This window comes from Streptococcus mitis B6, assembly GCF_000027165.1.
GTDB classification, from domain to species: Bacteria; Bacillota; Bacilli; order Lactobacillales; family Streptococcaceae; genus Streptococcus; species Streptococcus mitis_AR.
Genome location: NC_013853.1, coordinates 1,907,337 through 1,922,375, shown reverse-complemented (window position 1 = coordinate 1,922,375; position 15,039 = coordinate 1,907,337). Strand labels below are relative to the sequence as shown.

The 15,039-nt window shown below is 44.1% G+C and carries 5 protein-coding genes; 4 read left to right on the top strand and 1 reads right to left on the bottom strand.

Translation table 11 applies throughout. The annotated features are described in order from the left end of the window. Window positions 1–97 precede the first annotated feature (97 nt). Window positions 98–1,906, top strand: coding sequence for a glutamine--fructose-6-phosphate transaminase (isomerizing) (gene glmS / locus SMI_RS09385; protein WP_000334313.1), 1,809 nt, complete (start codon window positions 98–100; stop codon window positions 1,904–1,906). A 222-nt stretch (window positions 1,907–2,128) separates the two neighbouring features. Next, entirely contained in the window at window positions 2,129–3,178 is a 1,050-nt protein-coding gene (locus SMI_RS09380) for an LLM class flavin-dependent oxidoreductase (RefSeq protein ID WP_000229797.1), read from the top strand. A 100-nt stretch (window positions 3,179–3,278) separates the two neighbouring features. On the opposite strand, the gene SMI_RS09375 is transcribed toward SMI_RS09380, so the two are convergent. Beyond that, entirely contained in the window at window positions 3,279–7,175 is a 3,897-nt protein-coding gene (locus SMI_RS09375; RefSeq protein ID WP_001232748.1) for a pullulanase, read from the bottom strand. Between the two features lie 448 nt (window positions 7,176–7,623). Between SMI_RS09375 and rpoB the strand changes: the two genes are divergently transcribed. Together rpoB and rpoC are read left to right on the top strand one after the other, a co-directional pair. After that, window positions 7,624–11,232: a DNA-directed RNA polymerase subunit beta gene (gene rpoB, locus SMI_RS09370; protein WP_000907176.1), complete on the top strand. Its 3,609-nt coding sequence runs from the start codon at window positions 7,624–7,626 to the stop codon at window positions 11,230–11,232. A gap of 32 nt (window positions 11,233–11,264) precedes the next feature. After that, the gene (gene rpoC, locus SMI_RS09365) at window positions 11,265–14,942 is read left to right on the top strand and encodes a DNA-directed RNA polymerase subunit beta' (protein ID WP_000228743.1); all 3,678 of its coding nucleotides are present in this window, start codon (window positions 11,265–11,267) and stop codon (window positions 14,940–14,942) included. Window positions 14,943–15,039 lie beyond the last annotated feature (97 nt).

Sequence of the window (15,039 nt, the reverse complement as noted above, 5' to 3'; positions counted from 1 at the left end):
GAAACAAGTATATACTGTTTTTGCTGATTCTATAAAAGAGGAATTAGACTATACCAATTTTAAGGAGAAAGCACAGCTTGCCTGTGTCGTATATACTATGTGTGGAATTGTTGGTGTTGTTGGAAACACAAATGCAACTGATATTTTGATTCAAGGACTTGAAAAGCTCGAATACCGTGGTTATGATTCTGCGGGGATTTTTGTCCTAGGTGGTGCTGAAAGCCATCTAGTCAAGGCTGTAGGTCGTATTGCAGAATTGTCTGCTAAGACAGCTGGTGTTAAGGGAACAACTGGGATCGGACATACTCGTTGGGCTACTCACGGAAAACCAACGGAAGACAATGCTCACCCACACCGCTCTGAGACAGAACGTTTTGTCTTGGTTCACAATGGGGTGATTGAGAACTACCTTGAAATCAAGGAAGAATACCTTGTAGGTCACCACTTTAAGGGGCAAACAGATACTGAAATCGCCGTTCACTTGATTGGAAAATTTGCGGAAGAAGATGGCTTGTCAGTTCTTGAAGCCTTCAAAAAAGCCCTTCATATCATCCGTGGTTCTTATGCCTTTGCCTTGGTTGACTCACAAAATCCTGAAGTCATCTACGTGGCTAAGAATAAATCACCACTCTTGATTGGTCTTGGGGAAGGCTACAACATGGTTTGTTCAGATGCTATGGCTATGATTCGTGAAACCAACCAATACATGGAAATTCATGACCAAGAGTTGGTAATCGTCAAGGCTGATAGCGTAGAAGTTCAAGACTATGATGGTAACAGCCGTGAACGTGCTAGCTATACTGCTGAGCTTGATTTGTCAGATATCGGTAAGGGAACTTACCCTTACTACATGCTCAAGGAAATTGACGAGCAACCAACGGTTATGCGTAAACTCATCCAAGCCTACACAGATGAGGCTGGTCAAGTTGTCGTAGACCCAGCTATCATCCAGGCTGTTCAAGACGCAGACCGTATCTACATCCTTGCAGCTGGAACATCTTACCACGCAGGATTTGCTTCTAAGAAGATGTTGGAAGAATTGACAGATACACCAGTTGAACTTGGAATCTCATCTGAGTGGGGCTACGGTATGCCACTTCTCAGCAAGAAACCACTCTTCATCTTTATCAGCCAGTCTGGTGAAACAGCGGATAGTCGTCAGGTTTTGGTCAAGGCTAATGAAGTGGGAATCTCAAGCTTGACAGTGACAAACGTACCAGGTTCAACTCTTTCACGTGAGGCCAGCCATACTATGCTCCTTCATGCAGGTCCTGAAATTGCCGTAGCATCAACAAAGGCTTATACAGCACAAATCGCAGCCCTTGCCTTCCTAGCAAAAGCAGTTGGAGAAGCAAATGGCAATGCCAAAGCGCAAGCCTTTGACTTGGTTCATGAGTTGTCAATCGTAGCTCAATCTATCGAATCAACTCTTTCAGAAAAAGAATTGATTGATAGCAAGGTTAGTGAGCTTCTTGAAACAACTCGCAACGCCTTTTACATCGGGCGTGGTCAAGATTACTATGTAGCCATGGAAGCAAGCCTTAAACTCAAAGAGATTTCTTACATCCAGTGTGAAGGCTTTGCGGCAGGAGAACTCAAGCACGGAACTATTGCCTTGATTGAAGAAGGAACGCCTGTCTTGGCTCTCTTGTCAGATCCAGTCCTTGCTAACCACACTCGTGGAAATATCCAAGAGGTGGCAGCCCGTGGTGCCAAGGTCCTCACTATCGCAGAAGAGAATGTTGCTAAAGAGACAGACGACATCGTGCTTATGACCGTCCACCCTTACCTCTCACCAATCTCAATGGTTGTGCCAACGCAATTGGTCGCTTACTTTGCAACACTCCACCGTGGCCTTGATGTGGACAAACCACGTAACCTTGCTAAATCAGTAACGGTAGAATAGCTAAAAAGTCTAGTTATCTAGGCTTTTTCTTGTGAGCAGATTGGTTGCTTGTACTCAAGATTCGTGTTATACTCTTCGAAAATCAAATTCAAACCACGTCAGCTTCACCTTGCCGTACTTAAGTACAGCCTGCGGCTAGCTTCCTAGTTTGCTCTTTGATTTTCATTGAGTGTTAGAATAATTTGTCAAAATGAAGGACCGGAATAGACAAGGAGAATCACTGTGGTAGAATTGGGAATTTCAACATTTGGGGAAACAACGGAGCTTGAGGGGACTGGGCAAACTTACAGTCATGCTGAACGCATTCGCCAGTTGCTGGCAGAGATTGAACTGGCTGACAAGGTTGGTTTGGATGTGTATGGGATTGGGGAGCACCATCGAGCGGATTTTGCGGTATCTGCGCCAGAGATTGTCCTGGCAGCTGGGGCAGTCAATACCAAGAAAATCCGTTTGACCAGTGCAGTCAGCATTCTCTCAAGTATGGATCCGATTCGCTTGTTCCAACAGTATGCCACTATCGATGCTTTGTCAAATGGACGTGCGGAGATGATGGCCGGAAGGGGTTCTTTCACGGAATCTTTTCCCTTGTTTGGATATGATTTGAAAGACTACGAAGCCCTTTTTGATGAGAAATTAGACTTGCTTCAGTTAGTCAATGAAAAGACCAAGTTAGACTGGAAAGGTCGATTGACCCAAACAATCTCTGGCAAAGAAGTTTATCCCCGTCCAGTTCAGGATAAATTACCCTTGTGGATAGCGACAGGTGGTCATGTCGAATCAACAGTGAAGATTGCTCAGGCAGGTCTACCGATTGTTTATGCTATTATCGGTGGCAATCCTCGTTATTTTAAAAAGTTGATTCAGGCTTATCGTGAGATTGGGAGCGAAGCAGGCTATGCCAGTCAGGAACTAAAGGTTGGAGCTCATTCTTGGGGTTGGATTGCTGAAGATGGCGAGCAGGCTGTGAAAGATTATTTTCATCCGACCAAGCAAGTGGTGGATGCTATTTCCAAAGACCGTCCGCACTGGCAGGAATTGCGTTATGAGCAATATTTGGAGCAAGTTGGGCCAAATGGTGCTATGTTTGTGGGCAATCCAGATCAGGTGGTCGAAAAATTGATTCGTATGATTGAGAATTTAGGTTTGGATCGCTTTATGTTGCACCTACCTCTTGGCTCCATGCCTCATGATCAAGTTCTAAGAGCTATTGAACTCTTCGGCACGCAAGTGGCTCCAAAAGTACGGGCTTATTTTGCCATGAAAGATGCTTAATAAAAAATCCTAATCAAGCTTATTAGGAAAATAAATATTGTACAAAAATCAATCCCCCGGAGCGTTAAGGCTTGGGGGATTGTTCTATAGGAGGGCTAGTTTAGTTCTCTCTTTTGTTTTTTAACAAGAACCCGAGACCTAGAAGGGAAAGAATGCTGATTCCTGCAAACAGGAGTTTGTGATCGTTTTTGGTTCCTGTATTTGGAAGTTCAGCTTGTTTAGCTAGGGGTGCAGGTGTATTATCCTTGCTAGAGTTTTCTACCGATTCGTTTTGAACTTCCTCTTTTACAGATGATGCTTGTGCTTCTTGTGCTGGTTGTTGAGCTTGTGAATCAGCTGTAGATTGGCTAGGTTTATTTTCCGCATCAGCTACTTTGGCATCTGGTTTAGTAGAGTCAGGTCTAGCTTGTGGAGCTGGAGTTTGCTGTTCCGGTTTGACTACTCGGTTTGACATATTGTCTTGGATATTATATTGCCCTTGTTCTTGTTTTAAGCTAGAAAGGTCAAATTCTGGTTTATCTTCCACAGCTGGGGCAACGATGGCACCGCCTTGAGAGACTCGAAGAACAGTAGCTGTAAGGGCATTTAATTTCAAGCCTTTTTCAGTCCATTCGAGTCCTTTCGGGTTGGTAATTCCGACTGGCCCTGCTTGGTTTTCATCTGCCAAAACTTCAGCATTTCTGAGGTGGGCAAAGGCAGTTCCTAAGTTAAATTCGCGAGTTTTTTCGTCCGCATTGACAAAGACTGCGTAGATATCCCCATTTGGAGCAGTGATTTGGTAGCCAATTACTACGTCCTCTTTTTCCACGCCGTTTTGGCCTGGGACAGTGATGAGGTGGACGCGGTCTTTGATATCTTGGAGACTCTTAAGTCGGAAGGCATCTGTAGATTGACGAAGGGCAATCAAACCTTTCATATAGTCACGGCTCTTGACATTTTCAGGATATGCTTTTCCATCTGTAGCCTTAGTCCAGTCAAACTTGTTAACAGCATCACTCGAATCGTAAGAGTCATGGATGAAGTAAGGATAGTCAAATGGGTTGCCGTCCTTATCACGCAACAAGTGAGATTTGTTTGGAACCTTGTCTTCTGCGACTGGAGTCTTGTAGGCTGGGTCACGGAATTGTTTGGTGCGACCATATTCCTGACCAGAGTGGATAAATGGAGTTCCTTGAGCTGTCAAGACCATGAGGTTTCCAAGTCGCAAACGACGGTGGATTTCAGCATAGTTCTCAGCCTTGCTTGGGTCTTTTTTGATAGATTGGGCAATGATGTCAAAGAGGGTCAAGTTATCATGGGCTGCGATATACTGGATAACATCTCCAGGACTATCTGCTTCAAAGTTGGTTGGTTGAGCAATGAGATTTTTGAAGATGGTGTTGATATCACGCTTACCACCTGTGATAAAGGCAGGTTGCCCTTCGTTTGGATAACCAGATTTGAGGTTGTTACGGATGTCATCTGAGAAGACTGCTACAGTATCGGTATGTTTCATCCAATCTTGGTCAGCAGCTTTAGTAGGCATATTTTCATCACCGGCATAGGTTCTCCAACCTTCACCAAGCATGATTAGGTTTGGATTGAGGGCGCGTGCAGCCTTGTAAGCTTCTTCGATAGAAGCGGCATCATGGTCTCCCATCATATCGAAACGGAAGCCATCCACTTTGTAGGTATCAACTAGATATTTGATAGAGTCAACTAGGAGTCGTTTGGTCATATGGTGGGTTGTCCCCAAGCGTCCACCACCAAAGCTAGTGCGAGGTGTACCATCAGCATCCATAAAGTGGTAGTAGTTTGGTTCTAAGTCTTCAAAGATATCTACCTTGGCTGTATGGTTATAAACGACATCCAGGATGGCTCCCATACCACGTTTGTGGATCTCGTTGATGAGGTTTTTAAATTCTGCGATTCGTTTTTCTGGATTCTTAGGATCGCTTGAATACATACCAGTCAAGGAGAAGTAGTTTTGAGGGTCATAACCCCAGTTGTAGTTGCTGTTGCTTGAAGCATAGTCAGACAAGCGTTCATGGTTTTTCAATTCATTGACAAAGTAGTAAGACAAGACTGGAAGGAGCTGGATGTGGGTCACACCCAAGTCTTTGAGATAGTCTAGCTTTTCAATAAAGGCTTCAAAGGTACCAAATGGTTTGGTCAAGTCTTTTGCAATGGCGGGATCTGAAGTGAAGTCACGCACATGAGCTTCATAGATAACGGCATCTTCACGAGTCTTGAAGTTGTGAATCTTACCATAAGTCAAGTCTTGCGGTCCTAGTTTGGCTGGATCTACAAAGGCAGCTTTAGCCACTTTATGGGCATCGTCAATCTTGGCATCGTCACTATTCCAAGCAGCGAGGGACTTAGCGTAAGGATCGAGTGCAAGAACAGTTTTGCCCTGACGCTCGATTTGGTATTGATAATAGTATCCAGTGAAATCTGTGATGCCTAGTTTGTTTGTGCCATCTAGAGTTTGTTTCCAAGTTCCTCTTTCCCCTTTTTCAAGAGCGACAGTTCCAACCACTTTTTCAGGATTATTCTTGTCGTAGACAACGACAGAAACCTTATCAGCACTTGGTGACCAGAGAGTCAAATCAACTTCTTTTCCTTCTTCTTTTAGGTCAGCTCCAAGTTTACCATCATAGCTGTATGTCTCATCTTTAAGTCGCCAGCTTGTTTTGGTAGTGAATTGGTCGGAATTGTAGCTAACAGTATAGGGATGTTTTGTGTCAGAGAAATCTCCGCTGTAGGTCACTTTCTTACCAGCTTCATCGATTGCAACATCAGTAATAGCTACTTTATTTCCTAGGTGATTAGTGATGTTGGAGTGTTTGAGGATATCCTCTTTTTTAGCACCGACAAGTGTTGAAAAACTACTCTCAATGCTAGAAGTGCCTACGTGTTGGGCTCCTGTCATACGGATATCATGGACATAGTATGGATTTGTGTAAATCGATTCATCATCGTCTTTTAGGAAAATTTGGCTATGATTTTTTAAATCTGTGAACTTATAATCTTCTTTACGGATTTTCACATCGTCTCCTTGTTTGTTTCTGTCTAGTAATAAAAATCCAAGGTCTTTAGCTGCATCTTTGAGTGGAATATCGATATAGCGACCATATTTGCCTGTAGCCGTAAAGTCTGTTCCGTTAGGCCATTCACCACTACTTGGCTCTTTCACATCTCCCCAGTACCAGAGAGACTTTTTGTCATAGTTGCCATCTGTGCGGTAGTAGTTGACGCGAATAGTTCCTGCAGGCTGTGGTTCGTAAGAGAAAACCTTGTGATCTTGGTCTAACCAAGCCTCATTCATCTTTGGTGCCAGTTTTTCTACCGATTTATCGCCGGTTAGATTTTTCCCAGCTGTATTATTGATGAGGAAGCTAATTTTCTTGGCTTGTTCTCCCTTTAATTTGACATCTAGGTAATAGCCATAGTCATCTTTTTTGGCATCTTTGAAGGACAAGGCTCCGTTAGGCCAGTTTTCAGATGGTTTTTCAACATCGTCCCAAGTCCATAGTCCTTGAGAATCCTTGTTTTCTTCAGGAAGTTTTTTGACATGGATACGGAAGTAGTTGTCTTCGATGGGCTCTTCTGCCTTAGTTTCAGTCGTTACTGGACTCGTAGAAGTAGTTGGCTCATTTGAACGATCTTGTCCAGTTTGTGGTGCTGAATCGGCTGGAGTTGCAGCAGGAGTTGGTGCCTCTGTTGCAGGTTTTTCTTCTTTTTTCTCTAGGGAAGCGTTTGCACTATCGGGTGAAGAAAGAACGCTTTCGTTCTTACCAGCGATGTTTGTTGCATCAGTAAGAGGTTGAGCAAGGGCAGTAGTAGCTTCATTATCAGTTCCCTTATTGCTTGTAGTATTTTCATTAGCTGAGATAGTTGGTGTAGCCATGGCAAGCAGAACAAGGCTTGCTCCAATAAGGACAGAACCAGTTCCATTCTTGAGGGAACGGATGCTGTAGACCATTTTTTTCTCAGTTTGAGCTGGTGTTTTTCTCATGATGATTCTCCAATCAATAAATTTCTATATCAGTATAGCATGTAGTAAAACAATATGCAAGCGTTTTCTCGAAATTAAACTAAAAGAAAAATCGCAACAGGTTTTGCTACGATTTAGCTAGTATTTCTCATAGGAAAAGATTTTGTCAAAAATTCGTCAATCCCCTTGAAAAATCTAGCTAAATAGGGTATAATATGAATAATCATTTGTCGTAGGTTTTGTCTGAAATATTGTCCAGACAAGGCTCACAGCAGTTAAATCTTCTGAAAAAGTCAGATTTAGCTGCTCTTTTTGTGCTTTTTTTCAGGATTTCGCGTGTTTGTAACAAAGACTTAAAGATTCTGAAAATTCATCAAGAGGACACGGTGATAGGGGTTTTTAAAACCATATGACGATTAGAAAAGCCTGATTGACAAGGCTTGGAACTTATTTACAAAGGAGAATCATCTTGGCAGGACATGACGTTCAATACGGGAAACATCGTACCCGTCGTAGTTTTTCAAGAATCAAAGAAGTTCTTGACTTACCAAATTTGATTGAAATTCAAACTGACTCATTCAAAGATTTCCTAGACCATGGTCTGAAGGAAGTGTTTGAAGATGTATTGCCAATTTCAAACTTCACAGACACAATGGAGTTGGAATTTGTTGGATATGAAATCAAGGAACCAAAATATACGCTAGAAGAGGCTCGTATTCACGATGCTAGCTACTCAGCACCAATTTTTGTAACCTTCCGCTTGATCAATAAAGAAACAGGCGAAATTAAAACCCAAGAAGTTTTCTTTGGTGATTTCCCAATCATGACAGAAATGGGTACTTTCATCATCAATGGTGGTGAACGTATCATCGTATCTCAGTTGGTCCGCTCACCAGGTGTTTACTTTAACGATAAAGTTGATAAAAACGGTAAAGTGGGCTACGGTTCAACTGTTATCCCTAACCGTGGAGCTTGGTTGGAACTTGAAAGCGACTCAAAAGATATCGCCTACACTCGTATCGACCGTACTCGTAAGATTCCATTTACGACATTGGTTCGTGCGCTTGGTTTCTCAGGTGATGATGAAATCTTTGATATCTTTGGTGATAGCGAATTGGTTCGCAACACTGTTGAAAAAGATATCCACAAGAACCCAATGGACTCTCGTACAGACGAAGCCTTGAAAGAAATTTACGAACGCCTTCGTCCAGGTGAGCCTAAGACTGCTGAAAGCTCACGTAGCTTGCTTGTGGCTCGTTTCTTTGACCCACGTCGTTATGACTTGGCAGCTGTCGGTCGTTACAAAATCAATAAAAAACTCAATGTTAAAACACGTTTGCTTAACCAAACTATTGCTGAGCCATTGGTAGACCCTGAAACAGGCGAAATCTTGGTAGAAGCTGGAACAGTCATGACTCGTAGCGTGATTGAAAGTATTGAAAGCCATTTGGATGGCGACTTGAACAAGATTGTCTACATTCCAAATGATGCAGCCGTTGTGACTGAGCCAGTTGTTCTTCAAAAATTCAAGGTTGTTGCTCCAACTGATCCAGACCGTGTTGTAACTATTATTGGTAATGCTAACCCAGATGACAAGGTTCGTACGGTGACTCCTGCAGATATCCTTGCTGAGATGAGCTACTTCCTCAACTTGGCTGAAGGACTTGGCCGTGTAGATGATATCGACCACCTTGGGAACCGTCGTATTCGTGCGGTTGGTGAATTGCTTGCCAACCAAGTACGCCTTGGACTTTCTCGTATGGAACGTAATGTCCGTGAACGTATGTCTGTTCAGGACAATGAAGTCTTGACACCACAACAAATCATCAATATCCGTCCTGTAACAGCTGCGGTGAAAGAATTCTTTGGTTCATCACAGTTGTCACAGTTCATGGACCAACACAACCCACTTTCTGAGTTGTCTAACAAACGCCGTTTGTCAGCCTTGGGACCTGGTGGTTTGACACGTGACCGTGCTGGATATGAAGTACGTGACGTGCACTACACTCACTATGGTCGTATGTGTCCAATCGAGACACCTGAAGGACCTAACATCGGTTTGATCAATAACTTGTCATCTTACGGACATTTGAACAAGTATGGTTTTGTTCAAACACCATACCGTAAAGTTGACCGTGAAACAGGTGTTGTTACGAACGAAATCGTTTGGTTGACAGCCGATGAAGAAGATGAATTTACTGTAGCACAGGCTAATTCTCGTCTGAATGAAGATGGAACATTTGCTGAGAAAGTTGTCATGGGTCGTCACCAAGGGGTCAACCAAGAGTATCCAGCTAATGTTGTTGACTACATGGACGTATCACCAAAACAGGTAGTTGCCGTTGCGACAGCATGTATTCCTTTCTTGGAAAACGATGACTCCAACCGTGCCCTCATGGGAGCCAACATGCAACGTCAGGCTGTGCCATTGATTAATCCAAAAGCACCTTACGTTGGTACTGGTATGGAATACCAAGCAGCCCACGATTCAGGAGCTGCTGTGATTGCTCAGTATGACGGCAAAGTTACCTATGCAGATGCTGACAAGGTAGAAGTTCGTCGTGAAGATGGTTCATTGGACGTTTACCACATCCAAAAATTCCGTCGTTCAAACTCAGGTACTGCTTACAACCAACGCACTCTCGTAAAAGTTGGCGATGTCGTTGAAAAAGGCGATTTCATTGCTGACGGACCTTCTATGGAAAATGGAGAAATGGCGCTTGGACAAAACCCAATCGTTGCCTACATGACTTGGGAAGGTTACAACTTCGAGGATGCTGTTATCATGAGCGAACGCTTGGTGAAAGACGATGTCTACACATCTGTTCACCTTGAAGAATACGAATCAGAAACACGCGATACAAAGCTTGGGCCTGAAGAAATCACTCGTGAAATTCCAAACGTTGGTGAAGATGCCCTTAAAGACCTTGACGAAATGGGTATTATCCGTATCGGTGCTGAGGTTAAAGAAGGCGACATCCTTGTAGGTAAAGTAACACCTAAGGGTGAGAAAGACCTTTCAGCTGAAGAACGTCTCTTGCACGCTATCTTCGGAGATAAATCTCGTGAAGTGCGTGATACTTCTCTTCGTGTACCACACGGTGCCGATGGTGTCGTTCGTGATGTTAAGATCTTTACACGTGCAAATGGAGATGAATTGCAATCAGGTGTTAATATGCTGGTTCGCGTCTACATCGCTCAAAAACGTAAGATCAAGGTCGGAGATAAGATGGCCGGACGTCACGGAAATAAAGGGGTTGTCTCTCGTATCGTTCCTGTAGAAGACATGCCTTATCTTCCAGACGGAACTCCAGTCGATATCATGTTGAACCCACTTGGGGTGCCATCACGTATGAATATCGGTCAGGTTATGGAGCTTCACCTTGGTATGGCTGCTCGTACTCTTGGTATTCACATCGCAACACCAGTCTTTGACGGAGCAAGTTCAGAAGACCTTTGGTCAACTGTTAAAGAAGCAGGTATGGATAGCGATGCCAAAACGATCCTTTACGATGGACGTACTGGTGAACCATTTGATAACCGTGTTTCTGTCGGAGTCATGTACATGATCAAACTCCACCACATGGTTGATGATAAATTGCACGCGCGTTCAGTCGGACCTTACTCAACCGTTACCCAACAACCACTCGGAGGTAAAGCTCAGTTTGGTGGACAACGTTTCGGTGAGATGGAGGTTTGGGCTCTTGAAGCCTATGGTGCGTCAAATGTCCTCCAAGAAATCTTGACTTACAAGTCTGACGATATCAACGGACGTTTGAAAGCTTATGAAGCCATTACAAAAGGAAAACCAATTCCAAAACCAGGTGTTCCAGAATCCTTCCGAGTTCTTGTCAAAGAATTGCAATCTCTTGGTCTTGATATGCGTGTCCTTGACGAAGATGAGCAAGAAGTGGAACTTCGCGACTTGGATGAAGGAATGGACGAAGATGTCATCCACGTAGATGACCTTGAAAAAGCCCGCGAAAAAGCAGCACAAGAGGCTAAAGCAGCCTTTGAAGCTGAAGAAGCTGAAAAAGCAACAAAAGCGGAAGCAACAGAAGAAGCTGCTGAAGAATAAGCAGTTCACTTAGAATAGAAAGGGAAGAAATAGTGGTTGATGTAAATCGTTTTAAAAGTATGCAAATCACCCTAGCTTCTCCAAGCAAAGTCCGTTCATGGTCTTATGGAGAAGTCAAAAAACCTGAAACAATCAATTACCGTACCTTGAAACCAGAACGTGAAGGACTCTTTGATGAAGTTATCTTTGGTCCTACAAAAGACTGGGAATGTGCTTGTGGTAAGTACAAACGCATTCGTTACAGAGGGATTGTTTGTGACCGTTGTGGGGTTGAAGTAACGCGTACAAAAGTTCGTCGTGAGCGTATGGGGCACATCGAGTTGAAAGCTCCTGTATCTCACATCTGGTACTTCAAGGGGATTCCAAGCCGTATGGGCTTGACCCTTGATATGAGCCCTCGTGCCCTCGAGGAAGTTATCTACTTTGCGGCTTATGTGGTGATTGATCCTAAGGATACACCACTTGAGCACAAGTCTATCATGACAGAGCGCGAATACCGTGAGCGCTTGCGTGAGTATGGTTATGGATCATTCGTTGCCAAGATGGGTGCCGAAGCTATCCAAGACCTTTTGAAACAAGTAGATCTTGAAAAAGAAATTGCTGAACTCAAAGAAGAGTTAAAAACAGCTACTGGACAAAAACGTGTCAAAGCCATCCGTCGTTTGGATGTTTTGGATGCCTTTTACAAATCTGGAAACAAACCGGAATGGATGATTCTCAACATCCTTCCAGTTATTCCACCAGATCTTCGTCCAATGTTGCAGTTGGATGGTGGCCGTTTTGCCTCATCTGACTTGAACGACCTTTACCGCCGTGTTATCAACCGTAACAACCGTTTGGCTCGCTTGCTTGAGTTGAATGCACCAGGTATCATCGTTCAAAATGAGAAGCGTATGCTTCAAGAAGCGGTTGACGCTTTGATTGACAATGGTCGTCGTGGTCGTCCAATCACAGGACCAGGTAGCCGTCCACTGAAATCATTGAGTCACATGCTTAAAGGTAAACAAGGACGCTTCCGTCAAAACTTGCTCGGTAAACGTGTTGACTTCTCAGGACGTTCCGTTATCGCCGTTGGTCCAACTCTTAAGATGTACCAATGTGGTGTGCCACGTGAAATGGCGATCGAGCTCTTTAAACCATTCGTGATGCGTGAAATCGTTGCCCGTGATATCGTGCAAAACGTCAAAGCAGCTAAACGCTTGGTGGAACGTGGAGATGAGCGTATCTGGGATATCCTTGAAGAAGTGATTAAAGAACACCCAGTACTTTTGAACCGCGCACCGACCCTTCACCGTTTGGGTATCCAAGCCTTCGAGCCAGTCTTGATTGATGGTAAGGCTCTTCGCTTGCACCCACTTGTCTGTGAAGCCTACAATGCCGACTTTGACGGGGACCAAATGGCCATCCACGTACCGCTTTCAGAAGAAGCCCAAGCAGAAGCTCGTATCCTCATGCTAGCTGCTGAGCATATCTTGAATCCGAAAGATGGTAAACCAGTTGTTACTCCATCTCAGGACATGGTTTTGGGTAACTACTACTTGACTATGGAAGAAGCTGGTCGTGAAGGTGAAGGAATGGTCTTCAAGGACCGTGACGAAGCGGTTATGGCTTACCGTAATGGTTATGTTCACCTTCACTCACGTGTTGGTATCGCAACAGACAGCCTCAACAAACCTTGGACAGAAGAGCAAAAACACAAGGTCTTGCTTACAACAGTTGGTAAAATCCTCTTCAACGACATCATGCCAGAGGGTCTACCATACTTGCAAGAACCAAACAATGCCAACTTGACAGAAGGCGTTCCAGCTAAATACTTCTTGCCACTTGGTGGAGATATCAAGGAAGCTATCAGCAAACTTGAACTCAACCCTCCATTCAAGAAGAAAAACCTTGGAAATATCATCGCTGAAATCTTCAAACGTTTCCGTACGACAGAAACTTCTGCCCTACTTGACCGTATGAAGAACCTCGGTTACCACCACTCAACTCTTGCAGGATTGACAGTGGGTATTGCCGATATCCCAGTCGTTGATGACAAGGCTGAAATCATTGAAGAATCACACAAACGTGTAGAACAAATCACCAAACAATTCCGTCGTGGTATGATTACAGACGACGAGCGTTACAATGCCGTTACAGCTGAATGGCGTGCTGCCCGTGAAAAACTAGAGAAACGTTTGATTGCCAACCAAGATCCTAAGAACCCAATCGTTATGATGATGGACTCTGGAGCCCGTGGTAACATTTCAAACTTCTCACAACTTGCTGGTATGCGTGGTTTGATGGCGGCTCCGAATGGTCGTATCATGGAATTGCCAATCCTTTCAAACTTCCGTGAAGGTTTGTCAGTACTCGAAATGTTCTTCTCAACTCACGGTGCTCGTAAAGGGATGACCGATACGGCCTTGAAGACTGCCGACTCAGGTTACTTGACTCGTCGTCTGGTTGACGTTGCCCAAGACGTGATCATTCGTGAAGATGACTGTGGAACAGACCGTGGTCTCTTGATCCGCTCTATCACAGAAGGCAAAGAGATGATTGAGTCTCTTGAAGAACGTCTCAATGGTCGTTACACTAAGAAAACGGTTCGCCATCCAGAAACTGGTGAAGTCATCATCGGCCCAGATGAATTGATTACCGAAGACAAGGCGCGTGAAATCGTCAATGCTGGTGTGGAAGAAGTAACTATCCGCTCTGTATTTACATGTAACACTCGTCATGGTGTCTGCCGTCATTGCTACGGTATCAACTTGGCGACTGGTGATGCGGTTGAAGTGGGTGAAGCAGTCGGTACAATCGCTGCCCAATCTATCGGGGAACCTGGTACACAGCTTACAATGCGTACCTTCCACACGGGTGGTGTTGCCTCAAATACCGATATCACGCAAGGTCTTCCTCGTGTCCAAGAAATCTTTGAAGCCCGCAATCCTAAAGGGGAAGCAGTTATCACAGAAGTCAAAGGACAAGTTACTGCAATCGAAGAAGATGCTTCAACTCGTACTAAGAAAGTCTTTGTTAAGGGTGAAACTGGCGAAGGTGAATACGTCGTTCCATTTACAGCTCGTATGCGTGTTGAAGTTGGAGACCAAGTAGCGCGTGGTGCTGCTCTTACAGAAGGTTCTATCCAACCAAAACGTCTCCTTGCAGTCCGTGATGTCTTGTCAGTTGAAACTTATCTTCTCGGTGAAGTACAAAAAGTTTACCGTAGCCAAGGGGTAGAAATCGGTGACAAACACATCGAGGTAATGGTTCGTCAAATGATCCGTAAAGTCCGTGTCATGGATCCAGGTGACACAGATCTTCTCATGGGTACCCTCATGGATATCAATGACTTTACAGATGCCAACAAAGATGTCCTTATCGCAGGTGGAGTTCCAGCGACAGGTCGCCCAGTTCTTATGGGAATTACCAAAGCCTCACTTGAAACAAACAGTTTCTTGTCAGCGGCTTCCTTCCAGGAAACAACTCGTGTCCTTACTGACGCAGCTATCCGTGGTAAGAAAGACCATCTCCTTGGACTCAAGGAAAATGTTATCATCGGTAAGATCATCCCAGCAGGTACTGGTATGGCTCGTTACCGTAACCTTGAACCACATGCTATCAACGAAGAAGAATACCTTAATCCTCCAGTAGAGGAAGAAGGGAATGAAGAAACAACAGAAGTAGTTGTGGATACTGCCGTTGAAACTGTGGAAGAAACAGTAGAATAAAAGAGATGAGAGAGCCTTCGGGTTCTCTTTCTCTTTTCTGAAAACTTTCTCCATTTTTCCATGAAATGTGGTAAAATAAAAGAAAGAAGCTGACAAA